At 58.1% G+C, this 18,601-nt stretch carries 19 protein-coding genes (1 of these 19 running past the window's edge); 10 read left to right on the top strand and 9 right to left on the bottom strand.

What is annotated here, in order from left to right:
* Positions 1-879, top strand: the 3' portion of a protein-coding gene (locus ACR3E6_RS05825) for a GMC family oxidoreductase (protein WP_480486254.1). It extends 741 nt beyond the left edge of the window; only the last 879 of its 1,620 coding nucleotides appear in the window; its start codon lies off the left edge, out of view; its stop codon occupies positions 877-879.
* A 5-nt stretch (positions 880-884) separates the two neighbouring features.
* Here the strand turns inward: ACR3E6_RS05825 and ACR3E6_RS05820 are convergent, their stop codons facing one another.
* Positions 885-1,730: an SDR family oxidoreductase gene (locus tag ACR3E6_RS05820; protein WP_171635245.1), complete on the bottom strand. Its 846-nt coding sequence runs from the start codon at positions 1,728-1,730 to the stop codon at positions 885-887.
* 88 nt (positions 1,731-1,818) lie between these two features.
* Here ACR3E6_RS05820 and ACR3E6_RS05815 point away from each other — a divergent pair, with 88 nt between their 5' ends.
* Complete coding sequence (locus tag ACR3E6_RS05815; RefSeq protein WP_171635247.1) at positions 1,819-2,451, top strand: class I SAM-dependent DNA methyltransferase; 633 nt, start codon at positions 1,819-1,821, stop codon at positions 2,449-2,451.
* A 57-nt stretch (positions 2,452-2,508) separates the two neighbouring features.
* Here the strand turns inward: ACR3E6_RS05815 and ACR3E6_RS05810 are convergent, their stop codons facing one another.
* Positions 2,509-3,264, bottom strand: a complete 756-nt coding sequence (locus tag ACR3E6_RS05810) for a class II aldolase and adducin N-terminal domain-containing protein (RefSeq protein ID WP_171723960.1) — start codon at positions 3,262-3,264, stop codon at positions 2,509-2,511.
* Positions 3,265-3,376: 112 nt separating this feature from the next.
* Between ACR3E6_RS05810 and ACR3E6_RS05805 the strand changes: the two genes are divergently transcribed.
* The 5 genes from ACR3E6_RS05805 to ACR3E6_RS05785 all read left to right on the top strand — a co-directional run bounded on the left by ACR3E6_RS05805 (position 3,377) and on the right by ACR3E6_RS05785 (position 8,874).
* Positions 3,377-4,246: a LysR substrate-binding domain-containing protein gene (locus tag ACR3E6_RS05805; RefSeq protein WP_480486251.1), complete on the top strand. Its 870-nt coding sequence runs from the start codon at positions 3,377-3,379 to the stop codon at positions 4,244-4,246.
* 108 nt (positions 4,247-4,354) lie between these two features.
* A complete protein-coding gene (gene ade, locus ACR3E6_RS05800) occupies positions 4,355-6,157 on the top strand; it encodes an adenine deaminase (protein WP_480486249.1) in 1,803 nt (600 codons plus the stop codon).
* Entirely contained in the window at positions 6,154-7,617 is a 1,464-nt protein-coding gene (locus ACR3E6_RS05795) for an AMP nucleosidase (RefSeq protein WP_171635253.1), read from the top strand. Before ade ends, ACR3E6_RS05795 begins: the two co-directional genes overlap by 4 nt.
* A 130-nt stretch (positions 7,618-7,747) precedes the next feature.
* Positions 7,748-8,035 carry an HU family DNA-binding protein gene (locus ACR3E6_RS05790; RefSeq protein WP_117871130.1) on the top strand — a complete coding sequence of 96 codons (288 nt, stop codon included), beginning with the start codon at positions 7,748-7,750 and terminating at the stop codon, positions 8,033-8,035.
* A 320-nt stretch (positions 8,036-8,355) separates the two neighbouring features.
* Positions 8,356-8,874, top strand: coding sequence for a CHAP domain-containing protein (locus ACR3E6_RS05785; RefSeq protein ID WP_480486247.1), 519 nt, complete (start codon positions 8,356-8,358; stop codon positions 8,872-8,874).
* A gap of 201 nt (positions 8,875-9,075) precedes the next feature.
* Here the strand turns inward: ACR3E6_RS05785 and ACR3E6_RS05780 are convergent, their stop codons facing one another.
* Positions 9,076-10,272, bottom strand: a complete 1,197-nt coding sequence (locus tag ACR3E6_RS05780; protein ID WP_480488099.1) for a BCCT family transporter — start codon at positions 10,270-10,272, stop codon at positions 9,076-9,078.
* Between the two features lie 182 nt (positions 10,273-10,454).
* Between ACR3E6_RS05780 and ACR3E6_RS05775 the strand changes: the two genes are divergently transcribed.
* On the top strand, positions 10,455-11,342 hold the full coding sequence (locus tag ACR3E6_RS05775; protein WP_171635254.1) for a DMT family transporter: 888 nt from the start codon (positions 10,455-10,457) through the stop codon (positions 11,340-11,342).
* Here the strand turns inward: ACR3E6_RS05775 and ACR3E6_RS05770 are convergent.
* Positions 11,318-11,839 (bottom strand): glutathione peroxidase, encoded by a 522-nt coding sequence (locus tag ACR3E6_RS05770; RefSeq protein ID WP_171635255.1) that lies wholly within the window; start codon positions 11,837-11,839, stop codon positions 11,318-11,320. The genes ACR3E6_RS05775 and ACR3E6_RS05770 overlap by 25 nt on opposite strands.
* Positions 11,840-11,984: 145 nt before the next feature.
* On the opposite strand from ACR3E6_RS05770, the gene msrB reads away from it, so the two are divergent.
* Positions 11,985-12,431: a peptide-methionine (R)-S-oxide reductase MsrB gene (gene msrB, locus ACR3E6_RS05765; protein ID WP_480486245.1), complete on the top strand. Its 447-nt coding sequence runs from the start codon at positions 11,985-11,987 to the stop codon at positions 12,429-12,431.
* A complete protein-coding gene (gene msrA / locus ACR3E6_RS05760; RefSeq protein WP_480486244.1) occupies positions 12,431-12,943 on the top strand; it encodes a peptide-methionine (S)-S-oxide reductase MsrA in 513 nt (170 codons plus the stop codon). Before msrB ends, msrA begins: the two co-directional genes overlap by 1 nt.
* 39 nt (positions 12,944-12,982) lie before the next feature.
* Here msrA and ACR3E6_RS05755 read toward each other — a convergent pair whose 3' ends face one another.
* The 5 genes from ACR3E6_RS05755 to ACR3E6_RS05735 all read right to left on the bottom strand — a co-directional run bounded on the left by ACR3E6_RS05755 (position 12,983) and on the right by ACR3E6_RS05735 (position 18,584).
* On the bottom strand, positions 12,983-14,986 hold the full coding sequence (locus ACR3E6_RS05755; RefSeq protein WP_480486242.1) for a hydantoinase/oxoprolinase family protein: 2,004 nt from the start codon (positions 14,984-14,986) through the stop codon (positions 12,983-12,985).
* A gap of 72 nt (positions 14,987-15,058) precedes the next feature.
* The gene (gene queG, locus ACR3E6_RS05750) at positions 15,059-16,096 is read right to left on the bottom strand and encodes a tRNA epoxyqueuosine(34) reductase QueG (RefSeq protein ID WP_171635259.1); all 1,038 of its coding nucleotides are present in this window, start codon (positions 16,094-16,096) and stop codon (positions 15,059-15,061) included.
* Between the two features lie 75 nt (positions 16,097-16,171).
* On the bottom strand, positions 16,172-16,837 hold the full coding sequence (gene fzlA, locus ACR3E6_RS05745; protein WP_171635778.1) for an FtsZ-binding protein FzlA: 666 nt from the start codon (positions 16,835-16,837) through the stop codon (positions 16,172-16,174).
* A gap of 58 nt (positions 16,838-16,895) precedes the next feature.
* The gene (mtgA, locus tag ACR3E6_RS05740; protein ID WP_480486240.1) at positions 16,896-17,630 is read right to left on the bottom strand and encodes a monofunctional biosynthetic peptidoglycan transglycosylase; all 735 of its coding nucleotides are present in this window, start codon (positions 17,628-17,630) and stop codon (positions 16,896-16,898) included.
* 39 nt (positions 17,631-17,669) lie between these two features.
* Complete coding sequence (locus tag ACR3E6_RS05735; RefSeq protein ID WP_209835597.1) at positions 17,670-18,584, bottom strand: Hint domain-containing protein; 915 nt, start codon at positions 18,582-18,584, stop codon at positions 17,670-17,672.
* Positions 18,585-18,601 lie beyond the last annotated feature (17 nt).

The raw sequence follows: 18,601 nt of genomic DNA, 5'->3' as shown, positions 1-18,601 counted from the left end.
ATCACAATTCGGGCGAAACGCGAAGTCCTGCTGTGCGCAGGGGCCTTGAAAACGCCGCAACTGCTTCAGGTTTCAGGTGTTGGCGCAAAAAGCGACCTTGATCCGCACGGAATCGCGGTTCACCACGAGCTGCCTGGCGTGGGACGAAACTTGCAGGATCATCTGGATTTCGCGTTGATCTTCAAAACCACAGACACCGACAATTTTGGTATCGGCCCGGCAGGGGCAGCGCGGTTGTTGCGACATATTCAACGGTGGAGCAAGACGGGCGTCTCGATGGCGGCTACGCCATTTGCCGAAGGCGCAGCGTTTCTGAAAACCACGCCCGATCTGGAGCGTCCCGACATTCAGCTGCATTTCACCATCGCTATGGTCGATGACCATGCCCGCAAACTGCATTACGGGTACGGGTATAGTTGCCATGTTTGCAAGCTGCGGCCGGAAAGTCGGGGGGCCGTAGGCCTGAACAGCGCAGACCCCACGGCGGCGCCCGCCATCGATCCGGCGTTTCTGTCGGACAAACGCGATCTGGAAACCATGATCAAAGGAGCGCGAATGGCGCGGGATATCCTCAACGCGCCGGCTTTGGCCAAGTACCGGCACAAAGAGCTTTTCGGCACTGATACCGCCCAGACCGATCAGGATTGGGAGGAGCACATCCGCGCCCGCGCCGACACGATCTATCACCCCGTGGGCACCTGCAAAATGGGCGCGGACGAAATGGCGGTCGTCGACCCCCAGCTTCGCGTCCGCGGGCTTGAAGGCCTGCGGGTCGTCGATGCCTCGGTGATGCCGACATTGGTGTCGGGCAATACAAACGCACCCACCATCATGATTGCCGAAAAAGCGGCGGACATGATCAAAGCGGCGGCGATGTAAAGACGCTACTTGCCTTTCATCAGGGCTTCCAGCCCGACACGGTAATTGGGATAGATCAGATCAATACCCAGTTCTTCCTTGATCCGGTCGTTTCGAACCCGCTTGTTTTCGTTGTAGAAACTGCGCGCCATCGGCGTCAGATCGGCGTCGTCGAACCGGACCGCAGGAGGCAGGGGCAAACCCTGCAACTCGGCTGCGTATCCTATGACATCCTGCGGCGGGACCGGTTCATCGTCACATACATTGTAGATGCTTCCCGGATTCGGCTTCATCATCGAGGCTTCCAGGATCTGCGCGATGTCTTCCACATGAATGCGCGAAAACACCTGCCCCGGTTTGATAATGCGCCGCAATCCACCACGCTTGAGCTTGGAAAACGGACCGCGCCCCGGCCCATAGATACCCGCCAGACGGAAGATGTGAACAGGCAGGCCCGGAATGGCCGACCATTGCTCCTCGGCCAGCATACGCCATCTTCCGCGCTTGGCGGTCGGTGTGGGCGGCGTGTCCTCATCCACCCAGCCACCCTGATGGTCGCCATAGACGGCCGTTGTCGACAAGTAGCCCACCCAATCGAACTGACCGGACCGCTTGGCGATTTCATCGCCCAGCACCGCCAACACTGGATCACCCGCTTCATCTGGCGCCGTCGAGATCAGCAAATGGGTCACCCCATCAAGGTTCGGTGCCTCACCCGGCCAGATCAGCGACTCGGCGCCAGAGGCCCGGATTGCATCCGTCCCTTCACGGTCTCGCGTCGTGCCAAATATTTTCCAGCCCTTCGGGGCAAGGTTTCGGGACAGGGCCTGGGCAGAATAGCCATGGCCGAATGAAAAGAGCGTCTTGGTCATGCCCCTTTGATGATCTGCGTCGTACCGGGATGCAAGCGCCGCATGGACGCACTTGAATCGAATCTTCGATTGCGCCTTTCTGTTGGCCATGAGCAAAAAAACACCTGACCTGCATTCGGCCTATGCGCTGAGTTCTCCGGACGAGAACAGACAGCTCTATGCGGAATGGGCAGGAGATTATGATGACGGTTTCGCCGCGCGCGAAGATTATCAGCTTCACACCCACACGGCACGGGCATTTGTCGGCGCGGGCGGTCAGGGGCCCGTTCTGGATGTCGGAGCAGGAACCGGCCTGTGCGGCGCGGTGCTGTCGGCGCTTGGCGTCGGACCCATTGATGCAACCGACATCAGCGCAGAGATGCTGGATCAGGCGATGCGCAAGGATATTTACCGGGACGCGATCGAGGCTGATCTGACACAGGGCATCCCCGTTCCGCGCCACAGCTATTCCGGCATAGTTTCATCCGGCACGTTCACACATGGTCATTTGGGCCCCGAGGTGTTGCCCGCGCTGTTACGCGTGGCCCGGCACGGGGCGCAGTTTGCCCTTTCGATCAATGCGCGCCATTTCAAGGAACTGGGTTTTGCCGACGCTTTCCGTGAATTGGAACAGGATCAGATTCGCAACCTGACCCTGCCCGAAGTCCGCATATACGGAGATCTCGCGGCTGGCCCCAACAAGGATGACACCGCTTTGATCGCTTTGTTTGAACGGGTTTGAAACCGGTTATTCGGATACAATCAGGCCACCCGCCTCGACCATGCGCATCGCTTTGCCTCAGGTCGCGTAGTCCGAACTTTCAGAATCAAGGATCGCTTTGATCTCACGCAGGTGCGCTTCGGCCTGATCGGGATAGTCGTCCAGCTCTTGCGCTGTTTTTTCGGCAATCTCATCCGACAAGACGCGCAGGGGCAGCCCGGTCTGCAAGGCACGAATATAGGTTTCGGCCGCGCGTTCGAAATAATACAGCCTGTTGAAGGCATCCGCAGGGTCGCTGCCGATGACCAGAACACCGTGATTGCCCATGATCATGACCTTCTTCCTGGGATCGGACAGCATCCCGGCGCAGCGCTCACCCTCGCTTTCAAAGGCCAGACCTCCGAATTCTTCATCTACCACGTAACGGTTGTAAAAGGTCGCCGTGTTCTGATCGATCGGCGGCAATGAACTGTCGGCCAAAGAGGCCAGAACAGTCGCAAAGATCGAATGCACATGCATGACGCAACGCGCATGCGGGCAGTGGCGGTGGATTGAACCGTGCAGCCCCCAGGCCGTCGGGTCCGGCGCGCCAGGTTGTTCCATCACATTCGGGTCATTGGCATCCAGCAACAATAGATCCGAAGCACGAATGCGCGCAAAGTGCACCTGATTGGGGTTCATCAGAAATTGCGTGCCGTCATCGTTGACCGCCAGGCTGAAATGGTTGGCAACCGCCTCATGCATGTTCAGCCGGGCAGTCCAGCGGAAGGTGGCGGCCATATCCACGCGCTCGGACCAATGGTCGATATTGGGACGAAGACTGGTGAGGCTCATGCTTGGCTCCTTTCGCGGCTGGTCGTGGCCAAACCTGCATGGGGCCTGGCAGTTTGACCAACGAAAAAAACGCAACTATCCCATTAGCTGAACTTATGCCAAGGTTATGTAGATGCAGAACTCGCTTCCTCCGCTGGGCTGGTTGCGCACTTTCGAAGCCGCCGCGCGCCATCTCTCGTTTACCGGCGCGGCACGAGACCTGAACATGACGCAAAGCGCCGTCAGCCAGCAGATTAAATCTCTGGAAGGGCATCTGGGGCAGCCACTGTTTCTGCGCCGCCCCAAAGCTCTGGAACTGACCGAGGCCGGAATCACCTATCTGCCAGTCGTGCGAGAGGCTTTCCGGACACTGATGCGCGGAACCCGGGCGGTTACCGGTGCGCAACCAAACGCGATTCAAGTGCAATGCAACATCAGCTTTGCCGTCAACTGGCTGGCCCCGCGCCTGCCGGCATTTCGGGCGGAACATCCGCATGTTCAATTGAACGTCTTCACCGAGCTTTGGGAACCGCGCGAAATGGCCGAAGGCGCAGCGGTCGAGATTCGGTTCTCGCTTCGTCCGTCCGACACGGTCCGAACCGAAATTCTGCGCACCGAACACTATTATCCGGTCTGCGCACCAGACTATCCGGTATGCTTGGAAAACCTCCAGGAACAGCCACTTTTCGACTGCTCCAACTTGCTGTCCAACTGGCCAAGCTGGGCGGAAGATCAGGGTCTGAATTGGGGAAATCCGACGATAACCTACGCGACGACCTATCTGGTTTGCCTGTCAGCGGTCATGGCTGGCGGTGGCCTTTGCCTGGCACATGACACGATCGCCAGTCATCTGATCAAGCGCGGTCAGCTGGTCGCGCCGTTCAAGCACCGTGCGCGAATGCCCGAGTCCTACTATCTGCTGCTGTCCCCGCAGGCCGAGGACACACCCGGCGCCGTGGCCTTTGCCAACTGGATGCGGCGTGAGATCGGGTCTGAGGTGTAATAGGAAACGCACGCGCAAGAACCAAAAGACGTGCCCAACATGTATGAGGAATCCCCAACATCGAAGAACCGGGGTTGCACCCGCTGACGCATTCGTGAAAGTTGAGCCATGGAATACACACCTTTCCCAAGCTGGCCCGATGTCGCCCCCAAATTGATCGCAGTTGCAGCCGGACGCGAGGCGGCGGACATGGTCATTCAGGGCGGAGCCTGGGTGAACGTACACAGCCGCGAATTGCTGCCGGATCATTCTGTGGCGATTGTTGCCGGGCGCATAGCATTCGTCGGACCGGATGCCTCGCATTGCGTGGGGCCGGATACGGAAATCATCGAAGCACAAGGGCGCTACATTCTGCCCGGCTTGTGTGATGCGCATATGCATATCGAATCCGGGATGCTCACCCCAGCCGAATTCGCCCGTGCCGTCATCCCGCATGGAACGACCAGCATGTTCACCGATCCGCATGAGATCGCCAATGTGCTGGGTCTGGACGGCGTGCGCATGATGCATGACGAAGCCATGATGCAACCGGTCAATATTTTCACTCAGATGCCATCCTGCGCGCCTTCCGCACCGGGGTTGGAGACGACGGGCTATGAGATCACGCCCGAAGACGTGGCCGAGGCGATGAACTGGCCGGGTATCATCGGGCTGGGCGAGATGATGAATTTCCCGGGCGTGATCCATGGTGATCCCAAGATGCTGGCCGAGATTGCAGCCACTCAACGGGCCGGGAAAACGGTCGGAGGGCACTATGCTTCGCCTGATTTAGGGCCTGATTTTGCGGCTTACGTGGCGGGTGGCCCGGCGGATGATCACGAAGGCACGTGCGAGGCCGACGCCATTGCACGGGTTCGGCAGGGGATGCGCTCGATGATGCGTCTGGGATCGGCCTGGTATGATGTGGAAAGCCAGATTACGGCCGTGACAGAAAAAGGGCTGGATCCGCGCAACTTCATTCTTTGTACAGATGACTGTCATTCCGGCACATTGGTGAATGACGGGCATATGAACCGCGTCGTGCGCCATGCCATTGCTTGCGGATGCGACCCCCTGGTCGCGCTGCAAATGGCCACGATCAACACGGCAACGCATTTCGGGCTGGAACGCGAGATCGGTTCCGTTACTCCGGGGCGGCGGGCGGATATCATCCTCAGCTCGGATCTGGCCGAACTGCCGGTTGAGATGGTGATAGCCCGCGGGCAGGTTGTCGCGGAAAACGGTGCAATCAAAGTGGATTGTCCACATCTGAACTGGCCCGAAAAATCGCGCCATACCGTTCATCTGGGGCATGCGCTGACGTCGGCCGATTTTGAGATCAAGGCACCGGAAGGGGCCAACAAAGTTCAGGCCAACGTCATCGGCGTGGTGGAAAACCAGGCCCCGACCAAGGCGTTGAAGGCCGAATTGCCGATCATAGGCGGGCTGGTCGAGGGCGAAGGCGAGGTGTGCCAGATCGCGCTGGTCGAGCGGCACCGGGCCACCGGGGGCGTCACCAACGCTTTTGTTTCGGGCTTTGGCTATCAGGGAAAAATGGCCATGGCCTCGACCGTGGCGCATGACAGTCATCACATGATCGTCGTCGGTACGGACCGCGATCAGATGGCGCTGGCCGCCAACCGTCTGGCCGAAGTGGGCGGTGGCATCACCTTGTTCCGGGACGGGCAGGAACTGGCGCTGGTCGAACTGCCGATCGCAGGCCTGATGTCCGACAGTCCCGCCGCCGAAGTCGCGGCCAAGGCCGACAGGATGGTGCAGGCGATGCAGGACTGCGGCTGTCATCTGAACAACGCGTACATGCAGCATTCGTTGCTGGCGCTGGTCGTGATTCCCGAGCTTCGAATATCGGATCTCGGGTTGGTCGACGTACGCACATTCGAAAAAATAGAACTTCTGGAACCATTGGCATGACGACACTCCTGACACCACAAGCACCCGCGCCAGAACAGTTTACCGATCCCGCCGCCGCTGTCGCCCGGTTGGAAGAGCTGTACGTGCAGGCGACCAATTTCCTGTGCGACAGCTTTGCGGACGCCATGGAAAATGGGGCACCTGCCGCACGATTCAGAGCCTATTATCCGGAAATTCGCATCAGAACCTCGACCTATTCCCAAGTCGACAGCCGCCTGAGCTTTGGCCATGTGTCTGAACCTGGTGTTCATGCCACGACGGTGACGCGCCCGGATCTGTTCAGATCCTACCTGACCCAACAGATTGCCCTGTTAATCAAGAACCATGGTCAGCCTGTGACAATTGCGGCGTCGGACACACCGATTCCGGTGCATTTTGCCGTGGCAAACAATCCCGATCTGGTCGTGCCTCATCAGGGCGCAGCCGACTTCACCCTGCGCGATGTGTTTGATGTTCCGGACCTGACAACCACCAATGATGACATCGTCAATGGCGTGCATGTCCATGAGGATGCTGTTGGGCCCTTGTCCCTTTTCACCGCCCAGCGCGTGGATTATTCGCTTGCCAGATTGGCGCACTACACCGCCACCGATGCAGGTCACTTTCAGAATCACGTGTTGTTTACGAACTACCAGTTCTATGTCTCGGAATTCGAAAACTACGCTCGAGAACAATTGGCGGACCCTGCCAGCGGCTATACCAGCTTTGTTTCAACCGGCAATGCCGAAATCACGGACCCCAAAGCACCTATCGAACAACCGTTGAAACTGCCGCAAATGCCGACCTATCACCTGAAGCGCAAAGATGGTTCGGGGATTACTTTGGTGAACATCGGTGTTGGCCCATCCAATGCAAAAACCGCCACCGACCATATCGCCGTTCTGCGCCCGCACGCGTGGCTGATGGTTGGCCATTGCGCCGGGTTGCGCAATACGCAGGCATTGGGCGATTTCGTTCTGGCCCACGCCTATCTGCGCGAGGACAAGGTCCTGGATGACGATCTGCCCGTCTGGGTGCCGATCCCGCCTCTGGCAGAAGTTCAGGTGGCGCTGGAACACGCCGTGGCCGAGGTGACGGAACTGGAAGGGTATGAGCTTAAACGGATCATGCGGACGGGCACTGTGGCCTCGGTCGACAACCGAAACTGGGAATTGCGTGATCAGTCCGGCCCGGTCCAGCGACTCAGCCAATCCCGGGCAATCGCGCTGGATATGGAAAGTGCCACCATTGCCGCGAACGGCTATCGGTTCCGCGTTCCGTATGGCACTTTACTGTGCGTGTCGGACAAACCCCTGCACGGAGAATTGAAGCTGCCGGGCATGGCGTCTTCGTTCTATACCACTCAGGTCAGCCGACATCTGGCCATCGGCATCAAAGCGATGGAGCATCTGCGCGGCATGCCGTTGGAGCGTTTGCACAGCCGGAAACTGCGCTCCTTCGACGAAACGGCCTTCCTCTGACGCAAAAAAGCAACGTTTTCCCCATATTTTTAGGGGTTTCAGCGCTACTATTCGTTGTGTTTGGCCACAATATCCCGTTACAGTTACGCGGTGAGGCCCAATAGATCGGGCACGTTAAGGAGACCAAGAAATGGCAAAGCCTATGACAAAGACTCAGCTGGTTGCTGCTCTCGCTGAGGAAATGGGAACCGACAAGAAATCCGCAAACTCTGCGCTGGAGGCCATCACCGGCCTGATTACCCGCGAAGTTTCGGCCGGTGGCGCAGTGACCCTGCCCGGCGTCGGCAAAATCTACTGCCGCGAGCGGCCCGAGCGTCAGGTCCGCAACCCGGCCACTGGTGAAACCTTCACCAAGGAAGCCGACAAGGTTGTGAAAATGACCATCGCCAAGGCACTGAAAGACAGCGTAAACGGCTGATTTCAACTTTTTAGCCAACGATAAAGGGCCGCCTTTGGGGGGCTCTTTTTTCTATCGTCTTGAATATTCTGTGCCTGCGGGTTTTGAACCCGTTTCGCACAACATATTTCGGCCCGGTATTCGCCACCAAGGTGAGAATGCGCCTTCAAGGGCAGCCATTGACCTGAACCTGGGTCAGAGAACTGGCAAAATCTTGCCGTGGTGTTTGCGGGCCTCTTTTCAAGACTTGTCTGATCACCTTACAACTTCGTCAGTCTTCGAACCGGCAATGAAATATCTTGCAAAACAGCGTCTGTAAAAAGAAAACAACTTGGCCGCGCTTGTCCGGCAGCGCCCGTTCCGCGATTGCGGTGGGTCTTATCACTCTTGTCTCTGCCTGCGCGCAAAACACCACCAATGCGAATCTCGACCCTGAACGCCAGTTGATGGCGCTGCAAGAGGTCTCGAAAAAGCGGGCCAGAGGGCAAAGAGTATGGTGCGTGCCCTACGCCCGAGACCTCAGCGGTATTGAAATTCGCGGCAATGCGAAAGACTGGTGGGGACGGGCGCAGCAAGTGTTTGAGCGCGGCAAGGAACCGGTTGTTGGTGCGGTTATGTCGTTTCGGGCGACCCGAGGAATGCCCCTGGGCCATGTGGCTGTCGTATCCGATATCGTCACCGACCGGGAAGTCATCGTGAATCATGCCAACTGGCACCGAAACAAGGTGTCGTTGAAGATGGGCGTCAGGGACGTCTCCAAAAACAATGACTGGACGTTGGTTCGGGTTGAAAGCCAACCGGGCCACTACGGCAATCCCTACCCGGTAAACGGGTTCATCTATCCGGCGGTTGACGAATAGCCTTGCCCAACTTCATTTCACGGGCGAGTTGATCGCAGCGCGGGCAACATTCCTTTTGATCGTACCGTAAAGGCAGCCGCCGCCCGGGTTGGGATGTCGCGCGGTTGAAAAGCCCGCAGATTGTCCAAAGCTGCGATATTGTCGGTAAAAATAGAAACGGGCACCAGAGGTGCCCGTTTCTGTTCCGTGTCTCTGGTCCGGTCAGTGGACCGTTTCAACCTTGTGGAAGTCCAGATCACGATCTTCTGGCATCGAGTCGATGCTCAATACCTCTTGGCGTTTGGTGATCAGGATATAGACGACGCAAGCCAGATACAGTCCAACCACGACTGCTCCGATCCACTGGATTTGCAGCCATTGGCTTTGGAACAACAGGGTCAGGACAAACAGCAGTGCGACGTTGCCCGCCACGTAGATCGCCTTTCCGAACCGCTCGACGGTCAGGTTCAGGTTGTCTGTGTACAGACGAATCAGCGAGTCCAATGAGTTGATTACGAACGTCACACCCACGATCACCATCGCAATGTTGGTGATGCCAGCGGTACTGATGCCGTTCAGGTGGTAATAGTAAAGAACGGTGAACCAGATCCCCAGCGGGATCGACGGGAAGATCAACAGCGCCGCCAGCAACTGCCACGTGGTCAGGCCACCCACAAAGCGCGACGTAAACTGTCCGATCATGATCGACCATGCAAACCACCAGAACAGGTAGAACGCGTGATAGTCGGTCAATGGCAGGACGAACTTGTGCAGGTTGGCGAAATAGGCGCCGATATTTCTGCCGGTTTCCACAAACCCGGTCACGCCCATACCTGCGGCTGCCCACATGCCCAGAATCAGGGCAAGGAACAAAAAGGTCGAACCGACGGACAGGATGCGAACGTATTTCAGATCGGTCGAGGAATAGGCCGCCGCCAGAATGACGACAAACACGATGATGTAGAAGGTGGTAACGACGGATTCACCATCGCCGACCTCGGGCAGATAGCCGGGCAGGTAGATCAGGAACAGGCTGGCGGTGAAGGCACAGGTGCCAATGATCACCACGTTGTTGATCAGCTTGACCAGCGGGATCTCAAAGAACTTCACGCGGGGTTCGATCACGCAGAAGTAGAAGGCCGTCAGGAAATAGAAGGCCCAGATCAGAAAACCCCAGAATCCGAACTCGATCGCCAGCGGGTTGGCAAAGGCATAGGCCGGGTCATCGGCGTATCCTCCGAATTCGGTCAGTGGAAACATGATCAGGCCGACATCCAGGCCGGATGTGAACAGAATCGCGATGAACGTGAACAGATGAACCGGTGTCACGCCGACACAGCGCAGGTTCCACCATTTCACGACGAAGAAAGCGACCAGCCCCAATGCCAGCAGGACGCCGAACGATAGAATGTACTCCAGAAGCACCGACAAACCTCCCTTGATATGTCAGGTCCTGCCGCCGATATCTTTAATTGGCTAGTCAATCAATATAAACATGCGCAAGACTTTTCTTGCATCACGCATGTGTCTTTTTTGACGCGCACCGCTTGCGACCGATCCCAAAATCAGGAACAGTCCGCGCAAAGTGACAGGGGGTCTCCATGGATCTGCGCGCCATAACCATGGGGCTGACATTTGCCCTGATCTGGTCATCCGCCTTTACCTCGGCGCGTATTATCGTGGCGGATGCGTCCCCCCTGTTTTCGCTGGCCTTGAGGTTTCTGATCTCTGGTGTTCTGGGGGTCATGATTGCCCGCGCGATGGGGCAAAGCTGGCACCTGACCCGAAACCAGTGGCGCGCAACGATATTGTTCGGGATCTGCCAAAATGCCCTGTATTTGGGTCTAAATTTTTATGCGATGCAAACGGTCGAGGCTTCGGTCGCGGCCATAATCGCATCCACCATGCCCTTGTTGGTGGCGCTGGCGGGGTGGTTGATTTTCGGCGAAAAGCTGCGGCCACTGGGTGTTTTGGGTCTGTTCGCCGGTTTCGCCGGAGTCGCCCTTATCATGAGCAGCCGGATCAGCGCGGGCGTTGATATGTTCGGCGTCGCGCTTTGCGGTGTGGGTGCTCTTGCCTTGACCTTCGCAACGTTGGCCGTTCGCGGTGCAACATCCGGCGGGAATTTCATGATGGTCGTTGGCCTGCAGATGCTGGTTGGTTCAGCCGCGCTGTTTGCGGCTGCTCCGGTCTTTGAAACCATTTACATCCACCCGACGTTGCCACTGGCGCTGGCCTTTACCTACACAACCCTTTTCCCCGGTTTGCTGGCGACATTGATCTGGTTCCTGCTGTTGGACCGGATCGGAGCCGTACGAGCCGCCACCTTCCACTTTTTGAACCCCGTGTTCGGGGTCACCATCGCGGCGATCCTGCTGGGCGAGAAACTCGGCGCCATGGATGCGGTTGGCGTCACCGTTACAACCCTTGGCATTCTTGCGGTTCAGCTTTCACGCCAACCCGTTCAAGGCAGCAAAGCCTCGACCTGAGACAGCAGTTTGCGGGAATCGGGTTTGACATTTGACCCGAAGGTCGCTGCGACCTCACCCTCAGAATTGATCAGGATCTTGTTGAAGTTCCACTTGGGCGTGAACCCGGTCTGCGCGGCAACGGCCTTGTAGAACGGGTGAGCGTCAGCCCCTTTGACCGGAGTGATATCCGTCATCGGCAGGGTCAGCCCATAGTTCATCTCGCAGAACTGTTTCACCTCTTCCGCGGACCCAAGTTCCTGATTAAACGAATCCGACGGAACCGCAAGAACGACCAGCCCTTTGCCGGAATAGTCCTCATGCACCCTTTGCAGAGCCTTGTATTGCCCGGTAAACCCACACTGGGACGCGGTGTTGACCACCAAGATGGGTTGGCCGCGCCACTCTTCGATGGCCAATGTGCCTCCGTCGATCGAGTCGAACTCACCGGTCAGCGGCGCCGCCTGAACGGCGCGGCCCAGCAATATCAGGGCAGTCAAAAGCAGCAATCTCATCATGTCTTGTCCTCCCTTTTATTCAGATACGCGTGACTTTGTTGTTCAGATCACTTGCACGACTGCGAGAGCGGTTTGAAATATCGCTTTGCTTTCCACCCCGCAGCCCCCAGATAATGGCGCAAACACTATTTCAGCCGGAGGATCCATGACTCGCTATACCAAAGACCCCACGGCCATTGCTGCGCTTTCGCCCGAAGAGTTTCACGTCACCCAGCGCAGTGGTACGGAACGTCCGGGCACCGGGAAATACCTGAACAACAAGGAACCCGGCATTTATGTGGATATCGTATCGGGTGAACCGCTGTTTGCCTCGACCCACAAATACGAATCCGGGTGTGGCTGGCCCAGTTTCACCAAGCCGATCGTGCACGAACATGTCGAAGAGTTCCGCGATACCACGCATGACATGATCCGGACCGAGGTTCGTTCGAAACACGGCGACAGCCACCTGGGGCATGTCTTCCCGGACGGTCCGCGTGAACATGGCGGTTTGCGGTACTGCATCAACTCTGCCTCGCTTCGGTTCATTCATCGGGATGAGATGGAAGCCGAAGGTTATGGCGAATACCTGACTCATGTGGAGGATATCTGATGACCGAGCAACGCGCTGTACTGGCCGGGGGCTGCTTCTGGGGGATGCAGGACCTTATCCGCAAAATGCCTGGCGTGTCGCGTACGCGTGTCGGCTATACCGGCGGTGACGTGCCCAACGCGACCTATCGCAATCACGGCACCCACGCGGAAGGGATCGAGATCTGGTTCGATCCGTCTCGGATCAGCTATCGCGACCTGCTGGAATTCTTCTTTCAGATCCATGACCCGACCACGGTCAACCGTCAGGGCAACGATATCGGCATGAGCTATCGATCTGCGATCTACTACGCGGATGACACCCAGAAACAGGTGGCCTTGGACACCATCGCCGACGTAAATGCCAGCGGCTTGTGGCCCGGAAAAGTCGTGACCGAGGTCGAACCTGTCGGAGACTTCTGGGAAGCCGAGCCAGAGCATCAGGATTATCTGGAGCGGATTCCGAACGGCTATACCTGCCACTTCCCGCGTCAGGATTGGGTCCTGCCCAAACGCTCAAGCGCAGCAGAATAAAGCACCACCTGCCCGGCCCCTCTGAAGCTTTAAGGGGGGCTAGCCTGCGGCCACCCTCGGGCGCCCGCTTGCCTCGACCGTGATCAGGGCCTCGACAAAAACGTCCTTTGCCTCGACTCGCGCGGTTTTGATGTCACGATCCACGATCACGCGAATGTCTTCTGCGCCGGCTTCTCGTACTGCGCCCTCTGCTTCGGACATCAAAACCTTTTCCAACAGGGCCAAGGCGTCCTCTGACGCGGCGAAGTCCTTCGGGCCATCCTCCAGATGCACACGATATCGCCCTTCCGCCGGGGATGTGACCGTGCCCGAGCGACGCAGGGTCAGCCGCCCCACGACAGCACCAATCGCATTGGCCACGCCCGCATGTTCCGGCAGGATCATTCGGCAGTGCAGCCGTTCACCCACCGCAGGGTAATAGCTGGGGGCCGACGCCCCAAGGCCAACCACATCCACATTCAAAGCAGCGCTCAGCGACAGCAACCCACGGTGTTGTGCCAACCCGCGCTGTGTCAGCACATGACGCGCCAAGTCTTGCGAAGGCAGACCAAAACCAACCTGCTCTTCGTCAAAAGCAGCCTCTAACAAGGTCAAACTGGTCTGTTCCGTCAATTGATCCACGATCATCTGTGCCAACGCTTCGGGAGAGTTTGCCAACATATCCCCTGACCCGACCCGTTGGCGTGCCATCAGTTCCAATGCCTTGCGCGCCGCATCGACATCCCAGGCACGAACCCGCCCCAACACGTGGCTGGCATCAGATGGCGTAACCCCAGACACCTGGATGATTCCGCGATCGACCAGGCGCATCAGCGCCCCGTTCTCCATCCGCGACCGCAGCAAGGCGCTCAGGGGCAGAACGCGATCTCCCAGCCTCTCCAGCAGGCTTTCTTCCCGCGCACCGACTCCTTCGGCATGGATGCCGGGCACGCGGCGGGCAAAACGCGTATCATGCTCGCCCACAGTCGTGGCCCGCAATTGTTCATCCAGTACTGAATGCACAACGTCGGGCGCTTCTGACGCGATCAGCGAAACGGGCAACACGCGACGCGGGCCCAGGAACACACCGCCCCGCAACCCTTCGGCCACAACATGCACCTGGCTGTCACCGCCCAGACCGTGGGTTCGCATCGCCACGGCTTCGACCATGGTGCGAAACCCACCTACCTGCGCCCCGGCCGGATCGATCGCGGGCTTTCCGTCCCGGATAAGCGCCACATCAGTGGTCGTTCCCCCGATGTCCGAGACCAGCGCATTGTCCGCTCCGGTAAGCCATCGCGCCCCGACGATAGAAGCCGCAGGCCCGCTCAGAATAGTCTCGATCGGCCGTTCCCGGGCCTGTTCCGCACTCATCAGGGCGCCATCGCCGCGCACCACCATCATCGGCGCCGAAATTCCCAGCGCATGCAGTTGATCCTGTGCACGCCCGATCAATCGGTCGATCATCCCGATCAGCCGCGCATTCAGCACAGCCGTCACCGCGCGTTTCGGACCATTGAGCTTGGCGGACAAGTGATGCGAACAGGTCACCGGCGCCCCGGTCCTTTCCGAGATTATGCGCGCCGCTTCCAACTCATGCACCGGGTTGCGGGTGGCGAACTGAGCAGCAACCGCGAATCCGGAAATTCCCTTATGCGAATCCAAAAAGGCCTCAAGCGCTGCGACATCCAAGGCGGCAGCTTGCCCACCGGAATGGGTATGCCCACCGGCAATCACCAGGGCGGGATCGCCCTTCAGCGCCTCTTTGAGCCCGTGTTTTTCAAGATCACTGTCCTTGAACCCGATATAGATCAACGCGACACGGCCACCCTGCCCCTCGACCAGAGCATTCGTGGCCAGCGTCGTCGACAATGACGCCATCGAGATCTGATCCGCCGTGACCTGCGCCTCTGCCAGCACAGACGAGATCGCCTTGCCCACACCAATCGCCAGATCCGCCCGGGTGGTCAGCGACTTGGCCGAGGCGATGACCTCTTTCTCATCCCTGATCAACACCGCGTCGGTATAGGTCCCGCCCGTATCTACCCCCAAAGACAACGTCATCGGGTCCTCCTGTCTGTTCGCTGTGGATGGGTTTAGCGGTTATGCACGACACGTCCAGCCTGTTTGCGGCAATTATGACAGTTGTTCCACCGCCCAGCGCGCCGCCTCTGCCACGGTCTCATCCGGGTCCTCCAACAGACGCTGAGCCACTGTTTTCAGTTTTGGCTGTCCCGAGTTTCCAATGGCATACAGAACATTGCGCACGAACCGGTCCCGGCCGATACGTTTGATCGGCGAGCCCGAAAACTTTGCGCGAAAAGCGGCATCGTCCAGCGCCGCCAGTTCTTCCAAGCCGGGCGCTTTCAGATCGTCACGGGCGGCATAGCGCATATCGCTCGCTGCGACGGCAAACTTGTTCCATGGACAGGCCGCCAGACAATCGTCGCAGCCATAGATCCGATTGCCCAACTTACCGCGCAGCTCATGGTCCACCGGGCCCTTATGTTCAATGGTCAGATATGAAATGCACCGTCGTGCATCCAGTTGATACGGGGCCGGAAACGCATCGGTCGGGCAGCTGTCCAGACAGGCGCGGCACGACCCGCAATGATCGATCTCTGAATTGTCTGTCGGCAGGTCCAGAGTAGTGAAAACAGACCCTATAAAGGCCCAATTTCCCCATTCGCGGCTTACAAGATTGGTGTGCTTGCCCTGCCACCCCAATCCGGCGGCATATCCCAGCGCCTTCTCGGGAACTGGCGCGGTATCGACAAATACTTTCACCTCGCCTCCGGCTTCGGCAATCAGCCATCGCGCCAACCGCTTCAGCCGCTTCTTGACAAGATCATGATAGTCCTTGTTCTGCGCATAGACGGAAATTGCACCACGATCCGGGTGATTCAAGATCTCCGTCGGGTCATGTTCCGGCGTATAGCTTTCGGCCAACATGACCACCGATTGCGCCGCGGGCCAAAGGGCGGCAGGATCGCCACGCCAATGCGTGCGCTCGGCCATCCATCCCATTTGCCCGTGGTACCCGGCGTCCAGATAGGCCCGCAATCGTTTCGGCACCTGTGGAACATCCCAAGGGCGGCACACGCGACAGGCAACAAACCCCTCTGCCTGGGCTTGTTGCACCAGTTTTTCCTTAAGATCCGATCCGCTCTTCATCTGGCCAAAAATATCCTCGGGGGGAATCGCGCCCATGGCGCGATGGGGGGCAGACAGCCCCCCTTGCGCACCCTATCAGAAATCCAGATCAGCGTAATGGGGCGGCGGTCGGAACCCTGGCACCTGATCCGCCAGTATTGACCGAAATGCCGGTCGAGACTTGATCTTGGCATACCAGTCCTTGACCACCTGGCTGCGGTTCCAGTCCACGTCCGAGATGTAATCCAGCGAAGACAGATGTGCCGCGGCCGCAAAATCCGCCAATGTCATCTGATCCCCCGCCAACCAACGGCGGTGATCCAGCAGCCACGCCATGTAATCCAGATGGTATTTGATCGCCTTGGCACCCTGTTTGACATTCTTGCTGTCCGGATACCCCTGTCCTGTCACTTTTTTGTTCACTCGCTCATACAACAGCTTCGATGTCACCTCGTGGTGAAATTTGTCGTCGAACCACCCGACAAGGCGTCTTACTTCGAATCTGGCTTCGGGGGTTTTCGGCATCAAAGGTGGCTCTGGGCGGGTTTCTTCGATGTATTCGCAGATAGCCGCGCTTTCCGACATGATCTGCCCGTCCAGACGCAATACGGGCACTTTTCCCGCCGGGTTGCGCCGCAGAAAATCAGGATCCTGTTCCCAGTATCGCTCTTCTACCAGCTCAACCTCGATCTTCTTCTCCGCCAGCGACAGACGGACCTTACGACAATACGGAGAGAGGGGAACGTGAAACAGACGCGCCATGAACTTCCATTCGAACCAGTGAATACCCGACAGATTTAGCCTTGGCAGATAGCGGGTTTCAATCCTCGAAACAATCTGCGCGACCATCTGCGCGGATGGTGGCCGCCCCATCGAGGATCGAAGCCGCCCGTCTGCGGGTGCGCGCAGTCGGATCCGTGACCGATCGGTTGCGCGGGGACGGCAGGATTGCCGCAATCCGCGCCGCTTGAACCGAAGTCAGCTTTGCCGCGCTGGTGTTGAAATAGCGTTGCGCCGCAGCTTCGACCCCGAATACGCCATTTCCGGTTTCGGCGACATTCAGATACACCTCAAGAATACGCTGTTTGCTCCAGAATATTTCAACCACCGGCGTGATCGAGGTTTCCAAAGCCTTGCGCACCCAGCTGCGACCCTGCCAGAGGAACACATTCTTCACCACCTGTTGCGTGATGGTCGAGGCACCACGATTGCCGCCATCCTCAAGCGCATCGCGGATGGCTTCGACGTCAAAGCCCCAATGCAGGCAGAAATTTGCGTCCTCGGCTGCAACAACTGATCTTGCCATGATCGGTGCCATGTCTTCGATCGGAACCCATTCGCGTTCAACCTTTCCCAGCCGGCGCCATTCCGTCCAGATGGTGTGGGTGACAGGAGGGTTCACCACCGAATAAATCAGGACCAGAGCAACCACGAGGCCCAGAACCGCCATGACCGCTCGCGTTGCCCAGCGGCGAATCTGCCGCGCCACTGGTTCCTTCTTTCTGGATGCCTTGCGTTTTTTTCCGCCGGATTTGCGGGCTGCTTTCTTCGCCATGTCTCAGCTATACGACGCAAGGTTCCGGTTTGAAACGGCCTAAATCGCGAAAGCGCGCGCCTCGCGCGGATGAACGATCGGGCGCGCGGTTTTCAGCGACATCGGATCAAGCCCGGTCAACTCGGGAAACAAGTGCAGCACTTCGCTTTGTGTTTCGCGATCCGAAGCCGACAACGCGTGCCCGGGATAATAGCTTTCGCTTTTCGCTCCGTTGGCGAAAACGATCTCATGCTGTTTGAACAACAGATGGAAATATTCAACCTCACCGCCCTCGACCCGTGTCACGGTGTCATCGTTGACCATAGTATGCGCCGGAACCAGCGCTTCGGTATGGCCGAACAGAAAGGACGCCTGCCAGTCTTCGATCAGCATCCGGTGCTGCGGTGAAACCAGCAAGGGGCGATCCAGACCGAACACCCCGGCATCGAAACGGATTGGAGCCAGTTTGCCTTCGGCTGCGACGGTTGTACACCCAACCCAGATCAAGGGTTGTGGTCCGTGATCCACCGTGATGACCAGATCACCAACCTTCAAATCCTCAACCGCGCGCTCACCTTCCGGTGTGGCGATCATGGTCCCGGCCGTAAAGCACGGCGGCCCAAGGTTACCGACATTCAGCGGGCCTGACGTGTTAACAAAAGTGGTCGACACCAGCGTTCCGGGCTGCAGCACCTGGCCGTCTGTGGGGGTGAAAGCCCGAGACCCATCGGCCAGGTAGAAAGTGGTTCCTGTATAGGTCACGTTCCCAACGCCTGACACGTTGATCGTTACAGTATCGCCTGGCCAGGAATTTGTAACGTCTTGCCCGTTGACCGTGTCACCACTGGGTGCGTCAATAAGATTGTCATCATTCGCATCAGTCAGGGTGAAATTGCTGACCGCGACGGCCGTCCCCGCTGGTGGCGGGCTTGCAGGATCAAAGGTGAAGAACTGATCGCGATATGTCGTTGGCATCCTGTTTCCCCTACTCT

The sequence above is a fragment of the Ruegeria sp. AL3 genome (assembly GCF_056536065.1).
The sequence above is the reverse complement of the archived record's forward strand: the minus strand, read 5'-3'. Positions and strand labels throughout refer to the sequence as shown.

Bases quoted from the DNA above. Each gene is read 5' to 3' on its own strand.
- ACR3E6_RS05820 (WP_171635245.1), bottom strand. From the start codon at position 1,730: ATGACCAAGACGCTCTTTTCATTCGGCCATGGCTATTCTGCCCAGGCC.
- ACR3E6_RS05815 (WP_171635247.1), top strand. From the start codon at position 1,819: ATGAGCAAAAAAACACCTGACCTGCATTCGGCCTATGCGCTGAGTTCT.
- ACR3E6_RS05810 (WP_171723960.1), bottom strand. From the start codon at position 3,264: ATGAGCCTCACCAGTCTTCGTCCCAATATCGACCATTGGTCCGAGCGC.
- ACR3E6_RS05805 (WP_480486251.1), top strand. From the start codon at position 3,377: ATGCAGAACTCGCTTCCTCCGCTGGGCTGGTTGCGCACTTTCGAAGCC.
- ade (WP_480486249.1), top strand. From the start codon at position 4,355: ATGGAATACACACCTTTCCCAAGCTGGCCCGATGTCGCCCCCAAATTG.
- ACR3E6_RS05795 (WP_171635253.1), top strand. From the start codon at position 6,154: ATGACGACACTCCTGACACCACAAGCACCCGCGCCAGAACAGTTTACC.
- ACR3E6_RS05790 (WP_117871130.1), top strand. From the start codon at position 7,748: ATGGCAAAGCCTATGACAAAGACTCAGCTGGTTGCTGCTCTCGCTGAG.
- ACR3E6_RS05775 (WP_171635254.1), top strand. From the start codon at position 10,455: ATGGATCTGCGCGCCATAACCATGGGGCTGACATTTGCCCTGATCTGG.
- ACR3E6_RS05770 (WP_171635255.1), bottom strand. From the start codon at position 11,839: ATGATGAGATTGCTGCTTTTGACTGCCCTGATATTGCTGGGCCGCGCC.
- msrB (WP_480486245.1), top strand. From the start codon at position 11,985: ATGACTCGCTATACCAAAGACCCCACGGCCATTGCTGCGCTTTCGCCC.
- msrA (WP_480486244.1), top strand. From the start codon at position 12,431: ATGACCGAGCAACGCGCTGTACTGGCCGGGGGCTGCTTCTGGGGGATG.
- ACR3E6_RS05755 (WP_480486242.1), bottom strand. From the start codon at position 14,986: ATGACGTTGTCTTTGGGGGTAGATACGGGCGGGACCTATACCGACGCG.
- queG (WP_171635259.1), bottom strand. From the start codon at position 16,096: ATGAAGAGCGGATCGGATCTTAAGGAAAAACTGGTGCAACAAGCCCAG.
- fzlA (WP_171635778.1), bottom strand. From the start codon at position 16,837: ATGGCGCGTCTGTTTCACGTTCCCCTCTCTCCGTATTGTCGTAAGGTC.
- mtgA (WP_480486240.1), bottom strand. From the start codon at position 17,630: ATGGCGAAGAAAGCAGCCCGCAAATCCGGCGGAAAAAAACGCAAGGCA.
- ACR3E6_RS05735 (WP_209835597.1), bottom strand. From the start codon at position 18,584: ATGCCAACGACATATCGCGATCAGTTCTTCACCTTTGATCCTGCAAGC.